Annotated in this window: 21 protein-coding genes; 9 read left to right on the forward strand and 12 right to left on the reverse strand. The window is 69.6% G+C overall.

Annotation, left to right across the window (positions count from 1 at the left end; translation table 11 throughout):
- Window positions 1-6: 6 nt before the first annotated feature.
- Genes trmD through rpsP form a run of 4 tightly spaced genes read right to left on the reverse strand, consistent with a single transcriptional unit; the run spans window position 7 to window position 1,937 of the window.
- On the reverse strand, window positions 7-696 hold the full coding sequence (gene trmD / locus ACFSJG_RS19075) for a tRNA (guanosine(37)-N1)-methyltransferase TrmD (protein ID WP_378486793.1): 690 nt from the start codon (window positions 694-696) through the stop codon (window positions 7-9).
- Window positions 697-698: 2 nt separating this feature from the next.
- On the reverse strand, window positions 699-1,226 hold the full coding sequence (rimM, locus tag ACFSJG_RS19080; RefSeq protein ID WP_378486794.1) for a ribosome maturation factor RimM: 528 nt from the start codon (window positions 1,224-1,226) through the stop codon (window positions 699-701).
- A gap of 4 nt (window positions 1,227-1,230) precedes the next feature.
- Complete coding sequence (locus ACFSJG_RS19085) at window positions 1,231-1,473, reverse strand: RNA-binding protein (protein WP_007536808.1); 243 nt, start codon at window positions 1,471-1,473, stop codon at window positions 1,231-1,233.
- Complete coding sequence (rpsP, locus tag ACFSJG_RS19090; RefSeq protein ID WP_378486795.1) at window positions 1,470-1,937, reverse strand: 30S ribosomal protein S16; 468 nt, start codon at window positions 1,935-1,937, stop codon at window positions 1,470-1,472. Before rpsP ends, ACFSJG_RS19085 begins: the two co-directional genes overlap by 4 nt.
- A 434-nt stretch (window positions 1,938-2,371) precedes the next feature.
- Between rpsP and ACFSJG_RS19095 the strand changes: the two genes are divergently transcribed.
- Genes ACFSJG_RS19095 through ACFSJG_RS19105 form a run of 3 tightly spaced genes read left to right on the forward strand, consistent with a single transcriptional unit; the run spans window position 2,372 to window position 4,374 of the window.
- Complete coding sequence (locus ACFSJG_RS19095; RefSeq protein WP_378486796.1) at window positions 2,372-3,049, forward strand: DUF5336 domain-containing protein; 678 nt, start codon at window positions 2,372-2,374, stop codon at window positions 3,047-3,049.
- Window positions 3,046-3,840, forward strand: a complete 795-nt coding sequence (locus ACFSJG_RS19100; RefSeq protein WP_378486797.1) for an NADase-type glycan-binding domain-containing protein — start codon at window positions 3,046-3,048, stop codon at window positions 3,838-3,840. The genes ACFSJG_RS19095 and ACFSJG_RS19100 overlap by 4 nt, the downstream gene beginning before the upstream one ends.
- A 27-nt stretch (window positions 3,841-3,867) precedes the next feature.
- On the forward strand, window positions 3,868-4,374 hold the full coding sequence (locus tag ACFSJG_RS19105) for a DUF2716 domain-containing protein (protein WP_378486798.1): 507 nt from the start codon (window positions 3,868-3,870) through the stop codon (window positions 4,372-4,374).
- 75 nt (window positions 4,375-4,449) lie between these two features.
- Here the strand turns inward: ACFSJG_RS19105 and ACFSJG_RS19110 are convergent, their stop codons facing one another.
- Window positions 4,450-4,716: a hypothetical protein gene (locus ACFSJG_RS19110; RefSeq protein WP_378486799.1), complete on the reverse strand. Its 267-nt coding sequence runs from the start codon at window positions 4,714-4,716 to the stop codon at window positions 4,450-4,452.
- A 320-nt stretch (window positions 4,717-5,036) separates the two neighbouring features.
- On the opposite strand from ACFSJG_RS19110, the gene ACFSJG_RS19115 reads away from it, so the two are divergent.
- The 3 genes from ACFSJG_RS19115 to ACFSJG_RS19125 are packed head-to-tail and all read left to right on the forward strand — an operon-like array spanning window position 5,037 to window position 7,755.
- Window positions 5,037-6,815: a TIGR03767 family metallophosphoesterase gene (locus ACFSJG_RS19115; protein WP_378486800.1), complete on the forward strand. Its 1,779-nt coding sequence runs from the start codon at window positions 5,037-5,039 to the stop codon at window positions 6,813-6,815.
- Window positions 6,812-7,165, forward strand: coding sequence for a hypothetical protein (locus ACFSJG_RS19120; protein ID WP_378486801.1), 354 nt, complete (start codon window positions 6,812-6,814; stop codon window positions 7,163-7,165). Before ACFSJG_RS19115 ends, ACFSJG_RS19120 begins: the two co-directional genes overlap by 4 nt.
- Window positions 7,162-7,755: a hypothetical protein gene (locus ACFSJG_RS19125; RefSeq protein ID WP_378486802.1), complete on the forward strand. Its 594-nt coding sequence runs from the start codon at window positions 7,162-7,164 to the stop codon at window positions 7,753-7,755. Before ACFSJG_RS19120 ends, ACFSJG_RS19125 begins: the two co-directional genes overlap by 4 nt.
- A gap of 55 nt (window positions 7,756-7,810) precedes the next feature.
- Here ACFSJG_RS19125 and ACFSJG_RS19130 read toward each other — a convergent pair whose 3' ends face one another.
- From ACFSJG_RS19130 to ACFSJG_RS19160, 7 genes are all read right to left on the reverse strand, one after another.
- The gene (locus ACFSJG_RS19130) at window positions 7,811-8,905 is read right to left on the reverse strand and encodes an amidohydrolase family protein (RefSeq protein WP_378486803.1); all 1,095 of its coding nucleotides are present in this window, start codon (window positions 8,903-8,905) and stop codon (window positions 7,811-7,813) included.
- A 3-nt stretch (window positions 8,906-8,908) separates the two neighbouring features.
- Window positions 8,909-10,495 (reverse strand): signal recognition particle protein, encoded by a 1,587-nt coding sequence (gene ffh / locus ACFSJG_RS19135; RefSeq protein ID WP_378486804.1) that lies wholly within the window; start codon window positions 10,493-10,495, stop codon window positions 8,909-8,911.
- A gap of 106 nt (window positions 10,496-10,601) precedes the next feature.
- Window positions 10,602-13,136 carry a [protein-PII] uridylyltransferase gene (locus ACFSJG_RS19140; protein ID WP_378486805.1) on the reverse strand — a complete coding sequence of 845 codons (2,535 nt, stop codon included), beginning with the start codon at window positions 13,134-13,136 and terminating at the stop codon, window positions 10,602-10,604.
- Window positions 13,126-13,464, reverse strand: a complete 339-nt coding sequence (locus tag ACFSJG_RS19145; protein ID WP_007536824.1) for a P-II family nitrogen regulator — start codon at window positions 13,462-13,464, stop codon at window positions 13,126-13,128. Before ACFSJG_RS19145 ends, ACFSJG_RS19140 begins: the two co-directional genes overlap by 11 nt.
- A 42-nt stretch (window positions 13,465-13,506) precedes the next feature.
- A complete protein-coding gene (locus tag ACFSJG_RS19150) occupies window positions 13,507-14,805 on the reverse strand; it encodes an ammonium transporter (RefSeq protein ID WP_378486806.1) in 1,299 nt (432 codons plus the stop codon).
- 136 nt (window positions 14,806-14,941) lie between these two features.
- The gene (gene ftsY / locus ACFSJG_RS19155) at window positions 14,942-16,438 is read right to left on the reverse strand and encodes a signal recognition particle-docking protein FtsY (protein WP_378486807.1); all 1,497 of its coding nucleotides are present in this window, start codon (window positions 16,436-16,438) and stop codon (window positions 14,942-14,944) included.
- 51 nt (window positions 16,439-16,489) lie between these two features.
- Window positions 16,490-17,125 (reverse strand): TetR/AcrR family transcriptional regulator, encoded by a 636-nt coding sequence (locus tag ACFSJG_RS19160; protein WP_378486808.1) that lies wholly within the window; start codon window positions 17,123-17,125, stop codon window positions 16,490-16,492.
- A 188-nt stretch (window positions 17,126-17,313) separates the two neighbouring features.
- On the opposite strand from ACFSJG_RS19160, the gene ACFSJG_RS19165 reads away from it, so the two are divergent.
- The 3 genes from ACFSJG_RS19165 to ACFSJG_RS19175 are packed head-to-tail and all read left to right on the forward strand — an operon-like array spanning window position 17,314 to window position 20,873.
- Window positions 17,314-18,681 (forward strand): flavin-containing monooxygenase, encoded by a 1,368-nt coding sequence (locus tag ACFSJG_RS19165; protein ID WP_378486809.1) that lies wholly within the window; start codon window positions 17,314-17,316, stop codon window positions 18,679-18,681.
- 12 nt (window positions 18,682-18,693) lie between these two features.
- Window positions 18,694-19,833, forward strand: a complete 1,140-nt coding sequence (locus ACFSJG_RS19170) for a serine hydrolase domain-containing protein (RefSeq protein ID WP_378486810.1) — start codon at window positions 18,694-18,696, stop codon at window positions 19,831-19,833.
- Window positions 19,833-20,873, forward strand: a complete 1,041-nt coding sequence (locus ACFSJG_RS19175) for an NAD(P)-dependent alcohol dehydrogenase (protein ID WP_378486811.1) — start codon at window positions 19,833-19,835, stop codon at window positions 20,871-20,873. The genes ACFSJG_RS19170 and ACFSJG_RS19175 overlap by 1 nt, the downstream gene beginning before the upstream one ends.
- The last annotated feature ends 25 nt before the right edge of the window (window positions 20,874-20,898 follow it).

Genomic DNA, 20,898 nt, shown 5'->3' on the forward strand with positions numbered 1-20,898 from the left:
CGCCCGTCAGTCGGACTCGCCGGGAAGCAGATCGGGCCGGCGCTCCGTGGTCCGCTGCAGTGACTGCTCGCGTCGCCACTGCTCGATCTTCGCGTGATTGCCCGACAGCAGGACCTCGGGGACGTCGAGCCCCCGCCAGCTGACCGGACGGGTGTAGCTCGGTCCTTCGAGGAGTCCGTCGGAGAACGAGTCCTCCTCGTGCGACTGCTGATTGCCGAGCACACCGGGCATCAGGCGGACGACGGCCTCGGCCATCACCAGCACGGCCGCCTCGCCCCCGATGAGGACGTAGTCGCCGATGCTGACCTCTTCGACGCGGACCCGGCGGGCGGCGTCGTCGAACACCCGCTGGTCGATGCCCTCGTAGCGGCCGCAGGCGAAGACGAGGTGCTTCTCCCGCGACCAGCGCTGCGCGGTGGACTGGGTGAACGGAACCCCGGCAGGCGTCGGGACGACGAGCAGCGCGTCGTCGGGGCACACCGCGTCGAGGGCGTCACCCCAGATCGTGGGTTTCATGACCATGCCGGGACCGCCGCCGTACGGGGAGTCGTCGACGGCCTTGTGGACGTCGTGCGTCCAGTCCCGCAGGTTGTGCACCCCGACGGACACCAGGCCCTTGTCGATGGCCTTGCCGAGCAACGCCGTTCGCAGCGGCTCGAGGTATTCGGGGAAGATCGTGATGACGTCGAGGCGCACGGCTACTCCGGGTCCAGAAGTCCTTCGGGCGGGTCGATCTCCACGTAGCCGTCGGCAACGGAGACGACCGGGACGATGGCGGTGACGAACGGGACGAGGATCTCACCGCGGTCCGCGCCCTCCGGTCGCACCGAGAGCAGTTCCCCGGCGGCGGAGTGCAGGACCTCGTTCACGGTGCCGACGACGGTGCCGTCAACGAGCCGCACCTGCAGACCCTCGAGTTCGTGGTCGTAGAACGCGTCGGGGTCGTCGGACGGCGGAAGGTCCGAGCTGTCGACCACGAACAGCACGCCGCGCATCGCGTCGGCGGCGTTCCGGTCGTCGACGCCCTTCAGACGCAGCAGAAGCCGCCCGGAGTGCTCCCGGGCGGCTTCCACCGTGTAATCGGTCAGTTTCCGATCACGAGGCTTACGGCCGCGCAGAACCGCACCGACGGCGAAGCGGAGCTCCGGCTCGTCGGTGCGGATCTCGACGGCGAGTTCGCCCCTGATGCCGTGCGACTTGGCCACACGGCCGACGACGAGTTCCACCGATCTACTGATCGGTGTCGATCACGTCGACACGGATGCCCTTGCCACCGATGCCGGTGACGAGGGTCCGCAGGGCGGTTGCGGTGCGGCCACCACGGCCGATCACCTTGCCGAGGTCGTCAGGGTTGACGTGCACCTCGACGGTGCGCCCGCGGCGTCCGGTGATCAGTTCGACCCGGACGTCCTCGGGATTGGCGACGATGCCACGAACGAGATGCTCGACGGCGTCGGCGACAACGGCACTCACTTGTCAGCAGCCTCGGAATCCGCAGCGGCCTCGGCCTCGGCGGCGGGCGCCTCGGCAGCCTCGTCGGCGTCCTTCTTGGCGGCCTTCTTCTTCGGGGTGATGGCCTCGGCGACAGGCTCGTTGTCGGCGGCGGCGAGCGCGGCCTGGAACAGCTCCAGCTTGGAGGGCTTCGCCTCCTTGGTCTTGAGGGTGCCCTCGGCGCCCGGCAGGCCCTTGAACTTCTGCCAGTCACCGGTGATCTTGAGGAGGTTCTCGACCGGCTCGGTCGGCTTCGCGCCGACACCCAGCCAGTACTGCACGCGCTCCGAGTCGACCTCGATCAGCGACGGCTCTTCCTTCGGGTGGTACTTGCCGATGGTCTCGATCGCACGACCGTCACGACGGGTGCGGGAGTCCGCGACGATGATGCGGTACTGCGGGTTGCGGATCTTGCCGAGCCGCGTGAGCTTGATCTTGACAGCCATGATGGAGCCTTTCGAATGGTCACGGCGCAATTCGGCGATGCGCATGGCGTGCGCACCCGGTTTTGCGTTGATGGGGTGTCGTGACCGCCGCGCGGTACGGAACCGGAGACGGGCGAACAGCGATCCATTGTGCCAGACCCGCCCGACCGGGTGCCAATCGCCGTCCGTCGTTCCCTCCCCTTCCCCTCTCGCCCCGCTGCGCGACTCGCCCGCACCGGACAGCCCGCGCACCGACCCGCGGTCTGCCTACACTGCGGTCGACCGCGAACCGCGGCCCGGCTCGACGACTCGAAGGGGGTTCGACGTTGTCGTCCTCGCCACAGCCACCGCAATCGCCGCCGGCGCCCACGACGCCGCCGACCGCGTCTCCGTTTCCCAGTTTCACCGACGGTCCCCCTGCCCCGGAGCGGGGCCGGGCGATCGGCCTCGCGGTCGTGGTGTTGCTGCTCGGTTTCGCCGCCCTGCTGGTCGGCCTGGGCCCCTACGTCACGGCACACACCTCGGCGGGGGTGGTCACGGTCAGCGGCTACGCGCTCCCACAGGGGATGACCGTCGTCGCGGCTCTGTTGTTCGCCGGACTGGTCGCCGGACTGTCGACACTCCCCCGGCTGGCCCACGTCCGCGGTGCCACCCCCGTCCTGCACGCGATCGCGACCGCCGCCGCGGCCGCGGGCACCCTGCTCGCGATCTTCCTGCTCATCGTCGTCGGCAACATCGCCACGCCGGCCGACCTGGTCGGCAGCGCCGCCGACGCGTCCGAGTCCGTGGTCGTCGGGCTCGGGTGGGCCGGGATCACCATCCTTGTGCTCGCGGTGTTGCAGGCGCTGGTCGCCTTCGTGGCTCTCGCCTACGACATCGGACTGGCGCAGGCCAGGCGCGAACCGGAACCCGTGCACGAGCCGTTCCTGCCGCCGGAGCCGGCAGGCGCGGACAGCGACGGTAAGACAGGCGCGGAGCGAACCGGGACCGGGTCGACCCTGACCGACGCGACGATCGAACAGCCCACCACAGAACCGGGCAAGGCGAAACCGAAGCCGTCGGCGCCGAGGAAGACCGGACAATCCGCGGCCGAGCCGGCCGCGACCGACGCGACGAAGGCGAAGACCGAATGACCGACAGCACCCCACCCGCACCATCCGACCCGGAGGATCCGCCCCGCCCGCCGCTGTCGAAGCGCGGCTGGCTCGTCGTTCTCGCGTCCGTCGCTGCGGTTCTCGCCCTGCTCGCGGGTGGCGGCTACCTCCTCAATCGGGCGCTCACCGACGACGTCTCCGAGGTTGCGGGCAGCGCCGAACCGGCGGACGACTCGATCGGAGTCGAAGCCGGCAACGGGACCGACCTCGACGGCGATTCCGGCGGCGACGGCACCGACTACACCGGTCCGAGCGTCCCTGTCACCCCGTCCGCGGTCCTGCCGACCTGCACCCCCGTGCCCCCGGCGATCGACTCCACCGGACGCCCCCACGGCTACGAGGCCCAGAACGCCGTCGACGGCGACGTCAGCACGGCCTGGCGCTGCACCGGAACCAGCGGTCAGACCCTGGCGGTCAGCTTCCCGTGCTCGATCCACCTCGCGACCGTCGGGATCGACCCGGGGCACGACAAGACCGATCCCGACGGCTCCGACCGGTTCACCCAGAACCGCAAGGTCACCAAGGTCAAGTGGACGTTCGACGACGGCAGCACCGTCGAGCAGCGACTCGAACCGCGCCGCGGGATCCAGACGATGCCGGTCGATCAGACCGCCCGGACCGCGACACTGACCGTCCTCGAGACCGTCGACGGTCAGCCCGTCACGAACCGGGCGGGGCAGCAGTCCGCGCCGTTCAACGACGTCACGTCGATCAGCGAGATCCGGTTCGCCGCGCGAGAGGGCGACGGCGGCGACGCCTGCGTCCGCTAGGACGCGCCCACCCAGGAGGATGCCGTCATGATGAGGCACACGCTCGACTTCGGTTCACCGCTGCCGCCCGGATGGACCGAGTTGGTCGACCAGGAACCGTACTGGGATCGGTTCACCGACACGTTCGGATTCCGTCCCGGCATCACCGAGGACACCTGGCCGGCTATCACCGAACCGACCCCGTCGATCACCTTCGATCTCACCGCGCCGGCCGACGTCCCTGGCGCGTGGCAGAGCCGCTTCGACGCAGTCAACGCCGAGGCACTGCGCTGTTTCCTCACCGAGTTCCCCGAAGACCCGACGTTCGTGGTGCTGGACTGGCAGCACATGGCCTACCGGTTCGATGCGGCAGTTCATGCCGCCACCCGCGACACCGAGTGGCGCGTGCCCGTCTACCCGAACGGGGACTACTACATCTTCCTCCGCGACGACCTCGGCGAGGGGACCTTCGGGCTGGGAGCAGACCCTGTGCGTGTTCGGAGATCGACTGCTGGGCTCGCTTGCTCGCACCTTGTCGACGTGGCTGCCCGTTAAGCGAGTCGACGGGCGTCACCCCTGACGCGGTCTCCGCACAGCCGAGAACTGCTGGGTGCCAGACGTCCTTGCGATCTACCTGATGGACGCCGGCGCCCAGCGGCACACCTCGGTGCTACCGCCGCCCTTGGCGCGCCGGTAGTTGCACACCATTCCGTTGTTGCACGTGATGAACGTGCCGTTGCTCGTCGTCTTGGAGTCCCCGCTGGACATCGTCCCGCTGCCGACGACACATCCTGTCGCCTGTTCGGCCATCGCCGCACCGGTGAAGGCCAGCGGCGTCACGATCGCGAATGCGGCAGCGGTGATGGTGACGGAGACGAAAGCGGTGCGCAGGCGCATGTCTGATCCTTCGGTGGTTCCTGACGTTGTCCACCAATCGTCGAACTGTTCTCGACGCCGAGCGAGGCACCCTAGGGGTCGAGTCTCACCCACCCCCTGCGCGACACGGTGGCTGCCATGGGGACTCGACCTGGGCCATCGGGAGGTCGGAGCAGACCCTCACCAATGCAGCGAACCGTACCGTCGACGCAGCGACGCCCCGTGGCGCGTGCACACCACCGCCGAACGCCATAAGCTCACCGGGCGCCACCGCGTGGTGGACCGCAGACACGTTCCGAACAGTGGGGAGTTCGGGCACCCCATGGAGACAGACGTTCACGATGCCCGGACTCTCGCGCCGTCAATTCCTCACCCGCAGCGCGGCACTCGCCGCCGCGACGGGACTGAGCTCCACCCTGCTCGGATCACGGCTCGCGTCAGCCGCACCGACCGGTGACATCCCGACGACCCTGCTCCAGACGATCCGGCAGGGATCGATCACGTCCGGGCGCTACCGGACCCTCGCGACAGGTCCGGGTGAACCGTACGTACCGCGCCTCGACATCCTGCGAGCCGCACCGAATCCCGCACGCACGTCCACGAGACGGTCACTGCTGTACGTCGGGCACCTGTCCGATCTGCACGTGATCGACTCCCAGTCGCCGGCCCGTATCGAGCCGATGATCGAGCAGGATCACGCCGCGTGGGGCTCGGCATTCCATCCGCAGGATCCGTTGAGTGTCCACGCCACCGCCGCCATGGTCCGCGCCTTCTCCGACGCCCGGTACAGCCCGTTGACCGGGGCCCCGATGAGCGCCGCGATCGTCACCGGCGACAGCGCGGACATGCACTCGAACCTCGAACTCCGCTGGTACATCGACCTGATGGACGGGTTGTCCGTCGACCCGGCGAGCGCGGGAGCAACGTTCCAGGGCGTCCAGGCCTGGGCGGAGGCCACGTGGGCGTACCGGCCGACCGACCCGAGCGGGGGCGCGTTCGGCGAGTACGGCTTCCCCACCCTGCCCGACCTGCTGTCGCAGGCGATCGCGCGTCCGGTGGAATCGATCGGCCTGCCCGCCCCCTGGTACGCCGTCTACGGCAATCACGACACGTTGCTGCTGGGGACCTTCGGACTGACTCCGCAGATGCACTCGCTGGCGGTCGGCGGGCGCAAGTCGTACTCGCTCGTCGGTACCGCGGGCAGCGCGCTCGGCGGCTATGCCGCGTCGGGAGGCGCGTTCACCCAGGTTGTCGACGCTCTCGGTCTCGCGCTCGGGCGCCGCGGCTTCAAGTCCGTCACCGCCAACCCGGCACGAGCGCTGTTCCCGCAACGGGACTTCATGGCCGAGCACTTCCGGACCCAACCCGCGCCAGGTCCGGTCGGGCACGGCTTCACACAGCACAACCTCGACTCCGGCGAGACGTGGTGGAAGACCGACCTCAGTCCTCACGTCCGCATGTTCGGACTCGACACCTGCAACCAGGTCGCCGGACCGGACGGCGCGGTGCCGGGAGTCCAGTTCCGTTGGCTGCAGGGCGAGCTGGAGAAGGCGCAGGCGGAACGCACGCTCGTCCTGATCGCGAGCCACCACAACAGCCTCACCCTGGAGAACCGGGCTCAGCGTCCCGGCGACACCGAAACCCTTCACGGCGCGGACGAGTTCGTGGCGATGCTGCAGCGGTATCCAGTGGTTGTCGGTTGGCTCAACGGCCACACGCACATCAATCAGATCCTCGCCCACGGATCGGGGACGAGCGGATTCTGGGAAATCACCACCGCCTCCTGCATCGACTTCCCCCAGCAGCAGCAGGTCGTCGAGATCGTCGACAACCGCGACGGAACGCTGTCCCTCTTCACCACCGTTCTCGACCATGCGTCACCCGCCGTCCCCGGCGACAGCGGCAGCGCCACCGACCTCGCGTCCCGTAGCCGCGAACTGGCGGCGAACGACTGGGCCGAAACGCCCATGATGCGACGGGGTTCACCTCTCGACCGCAACACCGAACTCCTGCTCCGAGCCCCCTTCGACCTGAGCACCATCCCGGACAGCGCACTGGAGACCCAGCACATGACCGAACGCGCGCGCCTGCTCGCCTACGAGACGGCACGGGGCCTGTGACCGCGCGCCGGGCCGCGCCCGCGGTGGCCTTCGCGGTCGCTGTTGCTGTGTCGGGTTGTTCCCAGATCGACGCCCTTGCACCCGTCGGCGGCAACGCCCAGGCCGAGGTGCGGTTCGCCGCGATCGACGTCCTGGTCGGCGCAGGCGTCGAGATCCTGGTCGCGCCGGTTTGCGTCGGCGCATCGGGCGGGGATCTGACCTGCACCGGTGAAACGGTCTCGGGTGAGGTGATCTCGGTGCACTCCCCCGCGGACTCCGACGACATGCTCACGGTCACCGTCGGGTCCGACGTCCTGTACTCGGGGTCGGTCACGGCGGTGCTCGACGCAGCGGCGAGGGAGACGGAATGACCACCATCCTGGCTGCCCTCGGAGGGTGGCGGGTGTTCGTCCCGGTGGTGATCGCGAACGCCGCGATCCAGGCCGCGACCACGCTCCCCCACGACACACCCGCCGCGGCAACGACGTTCGTGATGCTGGCCGGTGTCTCTTTCCTGGCGCTGGTCGGTGCGGTGGTCCTCTCGGTGGCGCAGGCCGACGCGTCGGTTGCAGGTTCGCGATTCCGGTGGCCGCATCCTCGTCTGTGGGCCGCGGGGATCGCGGCCGTCCTGATCGTGGCCGGTTCGTCGCTCGTCCTCGGACCGCTCCCGATCGTGACAGGCGCCGTGGCCCTCGCCGTGCTGCCGGCTCTCGCCGGGAGCGCGGGCGCCGGTGCCGCATTCCGGTCGATGCCCCGCAGGCCGCTGCCCACCGCGGCCCTTGCATTGGTGACGCTCGCTGCGACATCGCTACTGGCGGCCATCGCACTGCTGTCGGGGGTCTTCGTCGCCGGAGTGGTTTCGGCTGTCGTCACCTGGCTCGTCGCCGGGTCGGCGAGTGCGCTGCTCCTGTGTGCCTGGTCAACACTGGCGAAGTCCAGGGATGGGTCGCCGACGCCCTGACACAGGCGAAGCCGCTACACCCGAACCGGCCGCGCCATCGGGCCGTTCGTCGGGGTCACGCGAACCGGCCGCGCCGCACGACGATCCGCCCCCGCAGCACCACCAGGTCCGGCGCGGACAGCACCTCCGGCCCGGTGCGCGGATCCTGCTCGTAGACCACGAGATCCGCGGGGGCGCCGGCGTCGAGCCCGGGATGCCCCAGCCAGGGGCGGGCGTCCCAGCACGCGGCGCCGAGCGCCGCCGTCGGTCCGAGTCCGGCGGCCGACAGTTCGGCGACCTCGTCGGCGAGCCTGCCGTGCCGGATGGACCCACCCGCATCGGTACCCGCATAGATCGGGACACCGGCGTCGTGTGCGGCCGCGACCGTCTCGTAGCGGCGCGCGTGCAGGTCACGCATGTGCGCCGCGTACACCGGGAACCGGTCGGCCGACTCCGCGATCTCGGGGAATGTCGCGATGTTGATCAGGGTGGGCACCAGCGCGGTGCCGTGCTCGAGCATCATCTCGATCGTCGCGTCGGTCAGGCCGGTGCCGTGCTCGATGCAGTCGATGCCGGAACCGATCAGCCCCGGCAGGGCGTCCTCACCGAAGACATGGGCGGTGACCCGGGCACCGACCTCGTGCGCCGCGTCCATCGCCTCCTTCAGCACCGCGTCGCTCCACAGCGGCCGCAGGTCGCCGACCTCCCGGTCGATCCAGTCGCCGACGAGCTTGACCCAGCCGTCCCCGGCGAGGGCCTGCTCGCGGACCGCGGCGGGAAGCTGCGACTCGTCCTCGAGGTCGATCGGCAGTCCGCGGATGTATCGCTTGGGCAGTGCGATGTGCCGTCCGGCGCGCACGATGCGCGGGAGGTCCTCCCGCGCGTCGACGAAGCGGGTGTCCACCGGCGACCCGGCGTCGCGGACCAGCAGGACGCCGCAGTCGCGTTCGGTCTCCGCCTGCGCGATCAGGCCGGCTTCGTCCTCGTGACCGCCGCCGAACCGGATCCCGACATGGCAGTGCGCGTCGACGAGTCCGGGCAGGATCCACCCGGTCTCGGTCAGCGTCTCGGCCCCGGGCACCGGGTCAGTGGAGATCCGGCCGTCGTCGTCGATCCACAGTTCGACATCCTGCTCGTCGGGCAGCCCGCGCCCGACCAGCCGAAACGCCACCGACTACTTCTTCGGCAGCTTGAGCTGGGACAGGTCGAGGCCCTCGAGTCCGGGCGGCAACTCGTCGAGGCCCTTCGGCATCTTCGACAGGTCCATGCCCGCGGGCAGGCCCGGGAATCCGCCGGGCATCCCGCCCGGCATGCCGGGGAAACCGCCCCTGATCTTCGGCGGGGTCGGCCCCTTGCCGCCCTTCTTGCCCTTCTTGCCCTTCTTGCCGCGCTGTGACCGCTGCGAGCTCCGGGCACCGGGCATGCCCATCCGGCCCGCCATCGCGGTCATCATCTTGCGTGCCTCGAAGAACCGGTCGACGAGCTGGTTGACGTCGGAGACCTTCACGCCCGAACCGTTCGCGATACGCAGCCGCCGCGAGGCGTTGATGATCTTCGGGTTGGCGCGCTCCTCCGGCGTCATGCCGCGGATGATCGCCTGGATCCGGTCGAGCTGCTTGTCGTCGACCTGCGCGAGCGCGTCCTTCATCTGCCCGGCGCCGGGCAGCATGCCGAGCAGGTTGCCGATCGGCCCCATCTTCCGCACGGCCATCATCTGCTCGAGGAAGTCCTCGAGGGTCAGCTCGCCGCTGCCGATCTTGAGCGCGGCCTCCTCGGCCTGCTTCTGGTCGAAGACCTGCTCGGCCTGCTCGATCAGGGTGAGCACGTCACCCATGCCGAGGATGCGGCTCGACATCCGGTCCGGGTGGAAGACGTCGAAGTCCTCGAGCTTCTCACCGGTCGACGCGAACATGATCGGCTTGCCGGTGATCTCGCGGACGCTGAGCGCGGCGCCGCCGCGGGCGTCGCCGTCGAGCTTGGTCAGGACGACACCGGTGAAACCGACGCCCGACTGGAACGACTCGGCGGTGTGCACCGCGTCCTGGCCGGTCATGGCGTCGAGGACGAACAGCACCTCGTCGGGCTGCACGGCGTCCCGGATGCCCGCGGCCTGTCCCATCAGTTCCTCGTCGATGCCGAGGCGCCCGGCGGTGTCGACGATGACGACGTCGTAGTGCTTGGTGCGGGCCTCCTCGACGCCGCGGCGCGCGACGTCGACAGGGTCGGCGGCCGACACGCCGAGCGCGTTGTCGCCGCCACCGATGGAGGTGCCCGGGTGCGGCGCGAAGACGGCCGCGCCTGCCCGCTCACCGACGATCTGCAGCTGACTGACCGCGCCGGGACGCTGCAGGTCACAGGCGACGAGGAGCGGGGTGTGCCCCTGCGCGGTGAGCCACTTCGCGAGCTTGCCCGCGAGGGTCGTCTTACCCGAACCCTGCAGACCGGCCAGCATGACGACAGTCGGCGGGGTCTTGGCGAACTGGAGCCTGCGCGTCTCGCCGCCGAGGATGCCGACGAGTTCCTCGTTGACGATCTTGACGACCTGCTGCGCAGGATTCAGGGCACCGGAGACCTCGGCGCCCTTCGCCCGCTCCTTGATCTTCGCGATGAAGGAGCGGACGACGGGCAGTGCCACATCGGCCTCGAGCAGGGCCAACCGGATCTCCCGGCAGGTGGCGTCGATGTCGGCGCCGGACAACCGGCCCTTGCCCCGCAGGTCCTTGAGGGCACCTGTCAACCTGTCGGAAAGGGATTCGAACACCGATCGGGCTCCTGGCTGTCGGGACCGCGCGTCAGCCGGCGCGGCAGTCGGACCACGCGAACACGGGGCGTGGCAGTCTTACGGACATTTGTGCCCAGCGTAGCCGCTACCCGGCCACGCTCCCCTCCTCCCCGTCCTTCTTCGGGGGCGGCGGAGCCGGGACCACCGACAGGATCGCCGACTCCAGGTCCTCCCGGGTCACCCGCGAGTCACCGGCTCCGAGGTTGAGGCAGAACGAGTCGACGACCGAGTTGCCGAGGGTCGCGACCTTCGCCCACCGGACGTCGGCGCCGTGCCGTTCGAGCTCGGCGGCCAACCGACACAGCAGACCGACCCGGTCCTCGGTGCGCAGTTCCACGATGACCTGGCCGTCGACCGCCGTCTCGAACCAGATGATCCGCGGCGGCGCCTGGGCGTACTGCACAGGAACCGCCGTGACACCGAGTTCGAGGGCCTGCTCCTCCGTCGCGATCCGTTCCTTCTCGGCGAGCATCGCCACGAGGTCCAGCTCTCCCGCCGTCGCCCGGATCAGTTCCTGCCGGAGCAGTCCGGCCTGCGGTGGGGCACCGAACCGCGGCGAAACGGTGAAGGTGTTCACCGCGGTCCCCTCGTGACTGCCCACCGACGCCGCCAGCACCCGCAACGAGTGCAACGCGAGCACACCGGCCGCGTCGGACAACACGCCCGGCACGTCCGGCGCGATGACCGTCACCGTGTAGGTGTGCGGCCCCTCCGAAGGGCTGAGCATCACGTGGACGCCGCCTGCCTCGGCGAGTGCCGCGTGTTCCGGGTCGATCGGATCCGGAACAGGTAGGGCCTCGCCCGCCATCACCAGCCGGCAGCGCCGGACCAACTCCCCGATGAGCGACGCCTTCCAGTCACCCCAGACACCGGGTCCGGTCGCCAGGGAATCGGCCTCGGCCAGCGCGTACAGCAACTCCAGCAGCATCACGTCGTGGCCGAGCGCGTCCGCCACCATCTGCACCGTCGCCGGGTCGTCGAGGTCGCGGCGCGTGGCGGTGTCGGGAAGGAGCAGGTGGTACCTGACCATCGCGTTCAGCACCGACACGTCCGACGGCCACAACCCAAGCCGGTTCCCGATCTGCGTGGCGAGTTCGGCACCCACCACGCTGTGGTCGCCGCCGCGCCCCTTGCCGATGTCGTGGAGCAGCGCCCCGAGCACCAGCAGGTCGGGACGCGTCACCCGGGTGGTGAACGCGCTCGCCTGCACCGCCGTTTCGACGAGGTGCCGATCGACGGTCCAGGTGTGCACCGCGTCCCGAGGCGGCAGGTCCCGGATCGCGCCCCACTCCGGCAGGAGCCGACCCCACAGCCCGGTGCGGTCGAGCGCCTCGATCACGGCCGCCATCCGCGGCCCCGACCCGAGGAGCACCAGCAGATCGGCGAGCGCCTCCCGCGGCCACGGCTCACGCAGCTCCGGTGCACTGTCCGACAGCCTCCCCAGCGTCGACCCACCGATCGGCATCCCGGTCTGTGCCGCCGCTGCGGCGACCCGCACGATCAGCCCCGGATCCTTGCTCGGCTTGGCGTCACGGGCGAGGACGACCTCCCCCGCGTGCTGCACGACGCCCTCGTCGAGCGGACGCCGCACCGGGACGCGACGCAGCCTCGACAACCCGCGACGCGGCAGGCCGTTCGCCGCGGTCCGCAGTCCGACGTCCACCGAGTACCCGATGGTGCGTGCCGAATCGCTCAGCACACGGGCGAGGTCGAACCGGTCCCCGATCCGCAGGGCCGCACCGATCTCGTCGGCGTCCTGCGCCCGCACCTGGTCCCGCGCACGCCCGGCGACGCGGTGCAGCTCGGTTCGCACGTCCAGGAGGCGGGCGTGCGCGGACTTGAGACCGCCACCCGGGGTGTCCGGCCCGAGGCTGGCCTGGGAGTCGGTGAGTTGCGCGATCGCTAGCGCGTCGAGCAGTTGGACGTCCCGCAGTCCACCGCGGCCGTTCTTCACGTCCGGCTCGGCACGGTGCGCGATCTCGCCGCTGCGTGACCACCGCGCCTGCGTCATCTCGACCAGTTCGTCGAACCGCGAGCGGATGCCGGTCCGCCACTGCCGTCGGACACCGCCGATCAGCAGGTTCGTGAGCTCGGCGTCGCCGGCGATGTGACGGGCCTCGAGCAGTCCCATCGCCGCGGTCAGGTCGGACGCCGCCACCTGCAGCGCCTGCGGCACCGTCCGGACGCTGTGGTCGAGCTTGATGTGCGCGTCCCAGAGTGGGTACCAGAGCCGGTCCGCGACCGCCCCGACGATCTCCGGGTCCATGTCGTCGTGCAGCAGCACCAAGTCGAGATCCGAGTACGGCAGCAGCTCCCGCCGCCCGAGTCCGCCGACCGCGACGATCGCGAAGCCGCTGTCGGGCGTGATCCCGAGTTCCGATCCCTTCGTCGTCAGCCAGAACTCGTGGAGATCGACGAGCGCCTGACGCAGCGCGGAGGTGTCGAGCCGGCGTGACCGGGAGCGGCCGTCCAGCAACTGCTTCCGCGCCCGGACGAGATCGTCGGCCGCCACGCCGTGGGCGTGTTCGTTCGGGCCCGGAGACGAGGGCGGCCCCGACCCCGCCGACGTTGCGACGGGATCGGGGCCACCGGATCCGGACCCTGTCGGGTCAGAGCGCATCCCCGCCCCGTTCGCCGGTGCGGACCCGGACGACGGACTCCACCGGGCTGACCCAGACCTTGCCGTCACCGATCTTGCCGGTGCGGGCTGCCTCGACGATCACCTCGACGACCTTGTCGACGGCGGCGTCGTCGACGACGACCTCGACGCGCACCTTCGGCACGAAATCGACGGAGTACTCGGCACCGCGGTAGACCTCGGTGTGGCCCTTCTGACGACCGTAACCCTGGACCTCGCTGACGGTCATGCCAAGCACACCCGCCTGCTCGAGTCCGGTCTTGACGTCCTCGAGGGTGAACGGCTTGACGATTGCCGTGATCAGCTTCATATCCTCATCCTTCCAAGTCTCCTGAGCCCTGCAGTGTTCATATCACTTGAGTGCGGCAGCGAAGTCGTATGCGGTTTCCGCGTGCTCGGACTCGTCGACACCGCGGGCCTCGGCCTCGGGCGAGATGCGCCAGCCGAGCGGCTTGAGCGCGAACGCGATGACCGCGGTCAGGACGGCCGTGAAGAGGAGCGCCACGACGGCGATCACGATCTGCACGACGAGCTGCTTGTAGTCGCCACCGTAGAAGAGGCCGGTCTCGGTTCCGAGGAAACCGATCGCGATGGTGCCCCACAGGCCGGAGACGAGGTGGACGCCGACGACGTCGAGCGAGTCGTCGTAGCCGAACTTGTACTTGAGGCCGACAGCGAGGGCCGACAGGATGCCCGCGATGGCGCCGAGGGCGATCGATCCGACCGGGCTGAGGGCGCCGGCGGCCGGGGTGATCGCGACCAGGCCTGCGACGGCGCCGGACGCGGCACCGAGGCTGGTGCCCTTGCCGTCACGGATGCGCTCGGTGAGGAGCCAGCCGAGGATCGCGGCGGCGGTCGCGGTGGTGGTGTTCACCCAGGCGAGGCCGGCGGTGCCGTTGGCGCCGAATGCGGAACCGGCGTTGAAGCCGAACCAGCCGAACCACAGCAGCGCCGCGCCGAGCATGACGAACGGCAGGTTGTGCGGGCGGAACGCCATCTTTCCGAAGCCGGTGCGCTTGCCGACGACCAGCGCCAGGACGAGTGCCGCGACGCCTGCGTTGATGTGGACGACGGTGCCACCGGCGAAGTCGATGGGTGCGACGTTCGCGGTGCCCTCGTCGTTGACGCCGAACATCTTGGCCGCGAGACCGTCCTCGGCACCCGAGAGCAGGCCGCCACCCCACACCATGTGGGCGAGGGGGAAGTAGACCAGGGTGACCCAGATGCCGGTGAAGGCGAGCCAGGTGCCGTACTTCACGCGCTCGGCCAGCGCACCGCTGATGAGCGCGGTGGTGATGATGGCGAAGGTGACCTGGAATGCGATGTCGATGATCTGCGGGTAGTCACCGAGCGTGCTGGCGAGGAACTCACCGGCGTCGTCGTAGATGGCACCCTGCAAACCGAACTGCTCGAACGGATTCGCAAAGATGCCTGCGACGTTCTCCGTGCCGTAGGACATCGACCAGCCCCACAGAACGTAGATGACGCCGATGACAGCCATTGCGCCGAACGACATCATCATCATGTTCAGCACGGACTTCGCACGTGACATTCCGCCGTAGAAGAACGCCAGACCCGGCGTCATCAACAGCACCAACGACGCGGAAATGAGCATCCACGCTGCGTCGCCGGTATTCACCACTTCCTCCACTGGAACCTCCCTCTAGGCGCGCCCTTCGGCGCGATCAGGAAGAAGAATGCTGTCGCGATGTTTCAGCGGAGACGCTTGTCCGTTTCGTCGGCGTGAACCAATTGCCCGATTGTGTTTCGCAAAAGTTTCGGAAATCTCATCCGAGTAGCGCGTCGACGAAAGCCTCGGGTTCGAACGGCGCCAGATCGTCCGCGCCCTCACCGAGTCCGACCAGCTTCACCGGGACGCCGAGCTCGTGCTGGACCTGGAAGACGATGCCACCCTTCGCCGTTCCGTCCAGCTTCGTCAGAACCACGCCGGTGATGTCGACGACCTCGGCGAACACCCGCGCCTGCACGAGTCCGTTCTGTCCGATGGTGGCGTCGAGCACGAGCAGCACCTCGTCGACCGGGGCCCGCTTCTCGACCACGCGCTTGACCTTGCCGAGCTCGTCCATGAGCCCGGTCTTGGTGTGCAGACGGCCGGCGGTGTCGACGATGACGACGTCCACCCCCGTCTCGATGCCCTTCGTCACCGAGTCGAAGGCGATCGCGGCCGGATCGGCGCCCTCGGCGCCCCGCACGACCTCGGCTCCGACGCGTTCCGCCCAGGTCTGGAGCTGATCAGCGGCCGCGGCGCGGAACGTGTCTGCGGCACCGAGCAGTACCCGTCGCCCGTCCGCGACCAGCACGCGCGCCAGCTTGCCGGTGCTGGTGGTCTTGCCCGTGCCGTTGACGCCGACGACGAGCAGCACGCCGGGAGTGGCGTCGTGCGGCAGTGCACGGATCGACCGGTCCATCTCCGGGTGCAGCGCCTCGACGAGCACCTTCTTCAAGGTCGCGCGAGCCTGCTCCTCCGTCTTCACCGAGCCCGATGCGATCTCCGCGCGCAGCTTCCCGACCACTTCCTGGGTGACGGCGCTACCGAGGTCGGCGATGATCAGCGTGTCCTCGATCTCCTCCCAGGAGTCCTCGTCGAGGTCACCGCCGCCCATCAGTCCGAGCAGCGACTTGCCGACCGCGTTCTGCGAGCGTGCGAGGCGCCCGCGGAGCCGTCCGAGCCGGCCTTCGGTGGGTGCGATCTCCTCGATGGCCGGGGCGGGCTGTGAAGGCGCTTCGACCGGAGCGGGTGCGGCAGGAGCCGTCTCGGCGGGCGCCGCGGGTGCGGCAGGAGCCGTCTCGACGGGCTCCGCGGGCGCGGCAGGCTCCTCGACGGTGGGTTCGACCGCGGGTTCCGCCGGAGCCGCTTCGGCCACCTCGGGCTCGGCGGCAGGCTCGACCACCTCGGGCTCGGCGACCGCAGGCTCGGCTTCCGGCTCCGCGGCGGCGGGCGCGGCAGCCTCGGCCGACGTCGGCGTCTCCTCCGCCGGCGCCGCGGGCGGGGTGATCGGCTTCTCGACCACGCGGGGTTCCACCGGCTCGGGTGCCGGCGTCGGCGGAGCTGCGGTCGTCCCGGCCGCTCCCTGGCTGAAGTTGAAGCCACCGGCGGACTTGTAGCCACCGGAACGGTCCTTCGCCTCCCCGAGTGCCTCGGGCTGCTCGATCTTCGGCGTCAGGCTGACCTGCCGCTTGCGATACAGCACCGCGCCCGCGACGAGGGCGACGACGAGAACGGCCAATACGGCCGCGATGGCAATCCAGGCTCCGGTAGTCACCGGCCCATACTCTCAGGCCCGACGCCCCGGACGCACACGGTGCACCGACCGTCACTCCGGGTCGGGGGCCACCAGTGCCGGGAACCAGATGTCGGCGAGCACCTCGGCCGCCAGTTCGGCGTCGGTCTCGATGGTGCCCTGCAACGCCCAGCGGGTGAAGAAGCCTTCGAGTTGGGTGCTCAGCAACGCGATGCGCAGCCGCGCCTCGTCGCGTCGGTCCTCGGGCCAGCGGGCGAGGTACCCCGGCATCGCGTTGGGGAACGCGAGCCGTCCCTCCCGCGCCATGGCCTGCATGTCGGGTTCGAGCACCGTCGCTTCGTCCCAGGCCAGGAGCAGGTCACGGTGCTGCTGGAACCAGCCGATGGCCCGCGTCACCCAGGCGACGAACTCGGCACGCGAGCCGGTTTCGAGAACGCGGTCCAGATCCCGGTAGTTCGCCATCGTGCTCTGGGCGATGTCCTCGTCGGTGAGTGCGCGGAGCACGTCCACCTTCGCCGGGAAGTGCAGGTAGAAGGTGGCGCGGCTGCATCCGACGTCGGAGGCGATGTCGTCGACGGTAACCCCCGCGTATCCCCGCTCGCCGAAGAGCGTGCGGGCGGATTCGACGAGTCGCGCCCGGGTGGCCCGCTTCTGCTCGTCCCGGAGGGTGCCCCGTCGCTGCCGCGTTGCGCTCGCCGTCTCCGCCATGAGGGCAACGCTACCCCGTGCTCATTCACTGGTCTCCACATCTCTGACAAGACACTGAGAAGTTTCACTTGACACACCGTCAGCGAACGCAGGAGTATGGCCCAGATCACATCGGCTGTTCTCACTCGGCTCGGCGACGACACCCGCGACGCCGAGCCCGCCCACCACGCGCAGGGAGAAGACGCTTCATGACCACCACCGCACTACCCCGGGTCTGCATCATCGGCGCCGGCCCGTCCGGCATCACGACGGCGAAGCGGCTGAAGGACCACGGCATCCCGTACGACTGCTTCGAGGCGTCGGACGAGGTCGGCGGGAACTGGTACTACAAGAACCCCAACGGGATGTCGGCGTGCTACCAGAGCCTCCACATCGACACCTCGAAGTGGAGGCTCGCGTTCGAGGACTTCCCGGTGCCCGCCGAGTGGCCCGACTTCCCGCACCACTCGCTGCTGTTCCAGTACTTCAAGGACTACGTCGACCACTTCGGGCTGCGGGAGACGATCACGTTCGACACCTCCGTCGACCACGCCGAGCGCGGCGCGGACGGGCTGTGGACGGTGACCCTGTCCACCGGCGAGACCCGCGCCTACGACGCACTGATCGTGTGCAACGGACACCACTGGGACCCGAACACCCCGGACTACCCGGGCCGGTTCGACGGCACCCTCATCCACAGCCACGACTACAACGACCCGTTCGACCCGATCGACATGCGCGGCAAGAACGTGGTCGTCGTCGGAATGGGCAACTCCGGCCTCGACATCGCCTCCGAACTGTCCCAGCGTTTCCTCGCCAAGTCGCTGACCGTCTCCGCCCGCCGCGGAGTGTGGGTGCTGCCGAAGTACCTGAAGGGCGTGGCCGGGGACAAGATGTCGATGCCGGCGTGGATGCCGCGACCGCTCTCGATGGCGATCCAACGACGCTTCCTGAACAAGAACATCGGCACCATGGAGGGCTACGGCCTCCCCAAACCCGACCACCTGCCGTTCCAGGCCCACCCGTCGGCGAGCGGGGAGTTCCTCGGCAAGGCCGGCTCGGGCGACATCGCGTTCAAACCCGCGATCACCGCGCTGGAAGGCAAGCAGGTCCGCTTCGCCGACGGCAGCACCCTGGACGTCGACGTGATCGTCTGCGCCACCGGCTACCACATCAGCTTCCCGTTCTTCACCGATCCGAACCTGTTGCCCGACAGCGAGAACCGCTTCCCGCTGTTCAAGCGGATGATGAAGCCCGGGATGGACAACCTCTTCTTCATGGGACTCGCGCAGCCGATGCCGACCCTGGTGAACTTCGCCGAGCAGCAGAGCAAGCTCGTCGCCGCGTACCTCGCCGGGCAGTACCTGCCGCCGTCACCCGAGGAGATGCAGGAGATCCTCGCCGCCGACGAGAAGTACTACCTCGGCCCCTACTACGCGTCGCCGCGGCACACCATCCAGTGCGAGTTCGACCCGTACGTACGCAACCTGAAGAAGGAAATGGTGAGCGGCGGCAAACGCGCCCGCGCCGCAGGCAACAGCCTGCCCGTTCCCGCCCGCGCCCTGCAGAACGCCTGACCCGGAGGTCCCATGACATCGACACACGGCCACTGCGCAACGGAGTTCGCCGCGCTGCGCGAGGCACTCGACACGCAACTCTCCTCCGGTGAGGAACTGGGGGCGTCCATCTGCGTGACCGTCGACGGCGAACCCGTCGTCGACATCTGGGGCGGGCACACCGACACCGAGCGGACCTCCGAGTGGGAACGCGACACCATCGTCAACGTCTTCTCCATCACCAAGACGATGACCGCACTCTCGGCGCTACTGCTCGTCGACCGCGGGTCGCTCGATCTGGGTGCGAAGGTCGCACACTACTGGCCGGAGTTCGCGGCGAACGGCAAGGCGGACATCCAGATCCGGCACCTGCTCGCGCACACCTCCGGCGTGGGCGGCTGGGAGCTCCCCCTCGAACTCGCCGACATCTACGACCACGAGTCCTCGGTGAAGCGCCTGGCCGAGCAGACTCCGTGGTGGGAGCCGGGCACCGCGTCCGGCTATCACGCTCTGAACTACGGCCACCTGATCGGCGAGGTGATCCGGCGGGTCGACGGCCGCACCCTCGGCCGCTTCTTCGCCGAGGAACTGGCCGGACCGCTCGGCGCCGACTTCCACATCGGCACCGGTCCCGAGCACTTCGACCGGATCGCCCCGCTGGTGCCGCCGCCCGCACTCGAATTCGACATGGCGACGCTCGATCAGGACAGCATTCTCGTCAAGACCCTCACCCACCCGCTGCTCGACTACGACCGGACCGCGGACCCGCAGTGGCGCTCGGCCGAGATCGGCGCCGTCAACGGTCACGGCAACGCCCGCTCCATCGCGCGACTGCAGTCGATCGTCTCCTGTGGAGGTGTTCTCGACGGCCGAACGTGGCTGTCCCCGGACACCATCGACGCGATCTTCCGGGAGCAGTCGAACGGACTCGATCTGGCCCTTCTCACGCCGCTGCGGTTCGGCATCGGTTACGGCCTGCCGCAGTCCCAGACCGCGCCCGCCGTCCCCGACGGCCGGGTCTGCTGGTGGGCAGGCGTCGGTGGATCGTTCGTCGTGAACGACCTCGACCGCGGCATCACCTTCGCGTACGCGATGAACAGGATGGCGCCGGGGCTGATCGGGTCCGACCGTGCCGATGCCTATCTCACCGCGACCTTCGAGGCGGTGGCGTGATGCGGGCATTGCAACTGGTGGACGCAGGCACCGTCGAGATCCGTGAGGTCCCGGTACCGGAGATCGGCCCGTCGGACCTGCTCGTCCGGGTCGGCGCCGCCGGGATCTGCCACTCCGATCTCCACCTGCTGCATTTCCCGGTGAAGATCCGGGAGGAGCCGCTGACGCTCGGGCACGAGATCGCGGGCACCATCGAGGCGGTCGGCAGCGAGGTCGACGGGCGCCACACCGGCGAGCGCGGCGTGATCTACCTGTGCTGGTCGTGCGGGGTGTGCCGGGAGTGCATCTCGGGCAACGAGAACGTGTGCCTGGCAGCGGGTCGGACGGCGATGCCACCGTGCCCGGGTCTGGGTCCCGACGGCGGCATGGCGGAGTACGTCCGGGTGCCTGCGCGGTCCTTCGTCCCGATCGGCGACCTGGACTTCGAACAGGCCGCACCGATCGCCGACGCGGCGCTGACGAGCTACCACGCCGTTCGCGGCGCCCGCGAGCAGCTGCAGCCCGGGTCGACGGCGGTCGTCATCGGCGTCGGCGGCCTCGGCCACGTGGCCGTGCAGATCCTCCGCGCGACCAGCGCCGCGCGGATCGTCGCGGTGGACGTCGGCCCGGAGCAACTCGACCTCGCGACGCGATGCGGCGCCGACCTGGCCCTCGAATCGGGACCGGAATCCGTCCGGCAGATCCTCGACCTGACCGGCGGGCGCGGAGCCGACGCGGTGTTCGACTTCGTCGGAATCGACGCCACCGCACGGATGTCCGTCGAGTCCGTTGCACCGAACGGTGCGTACCGGATGGTCGGGCTCGGTGGCGGAGTCCCCGGTGTCACGGCCGAGCCGGCCGGTGGCCCCGGCTGGCCGTGGGGTGCCTCCGTCCGCAAGTCCTACGGCGGCACCCGACGCGACCTGGTCGATTCGATCGCGCTGGCGCAGGCGGGCCTGCTCACCGTCGCCGTCGAACGATTCGACCTCGACGAGGGCCGCGCCGCACTCGACCGGCTCGACGCGGGGGCGATCCGCGGCCGCGCCGTCCTCGTCCCGTGACCCGCCGACCAACCGCCGAGGAGGC

Source organism: Rhodococcus gannanensis (genome assembly GCF_042681175.1).
GTDB lineage: Bacteria > Actinomycetota > Actinomycetes > Mycobacteriales > Mycobacteriaceae > Rhodococcus_G > Rhodococcus_G gannanensis.

Bases quoted from the DNA above. Each gene is read 5' to 3' on its own strand.
- ACFSJG_RS19100 (WP_378486797.1), top strand. From the start codon at position 3,046: ATGACCGACAGCACCCCACCCGCACCATCCGACCCGGAGGATCCGCCC.
- ACFSJG_RS19170 (WP_378486810.1), top strand. From the start codon at position 18,694: ATGACATCGACACACGGCCACTGCGCAACGGAGTTCGCCGCGCTGCGC.
- ACFSJG_RS19110 (WP_378486799.1), bottom strand. From the start codon at position 4,716: ATGCGCCTGCGCACCGCTTTCGTCTCCGTCACCATCACCGCTGCCGCA.
- rpsP (WP_378486795.1), bottom strand. From the start codon at position 1,937: ATGGCTGTCAAGATCAAGCTCACGCGGCTCGGCAAGATCCGCAACCCG.
- ACFSJG_RS19145 (WP_007536824.1), bottom strand. From the start codon at position 13,464: ATGAAGCTGATCACGGCAATCGTCAAGCCGTTCACCCTCGAGGACGTC.
- ACFSJG_RS19105 (WP_378486798.1), top strand. From the start codon at position 3,868: ATGATGAGGCACACGCTCGACTTCGGTTCACCGCTGCCGCCCGGATGG.
- ACFSJG_RS19140 (WP_378486805.1), bottom strand. From the start codon at position 13,136: ATGCGCTCTGACCCGACAGGGTCCGGATCCGGTGGCCCCGATCCCGTC.
- ACFSJG_RS19175 (WP_378486811.1), top strand. From the start codon at position 19,833: ATGCGGGCATTGCAACTGGTGGACGCAGGCACCGTCGAGATCCGTGAG.
- ACFSJG_RS19160 (WP_378486808.1), bottom strand. From the start codon at position 17,125: ATGGCGGAGACGGCGAGCGCAACGCGGCAGCGACGGGGCACCCTCCGG.
- ACFSJG_RS19125 (WP_378486802.1), top strand. From the start codon at position 7,162: ATGACCACCATCCTGGCTGCCCTCGGAGGGTGGCGGGTGTTCGTCCCG.
- ACFSJG_RS19115 (WP_378486800.1), top strand. From the start codon at position 5,037: ATGCCCGGACTCTCGCGCCGTCAATTCCTCACCCGCAGCGCGGCACTC.
- ACFSJG_RS19165 (WP_378486809.1), top strand. From the start codon at position 17,314: ATGACCACCACCGCACTACCCCGGGTCTGCATCATCGGCGCCGGCCCG.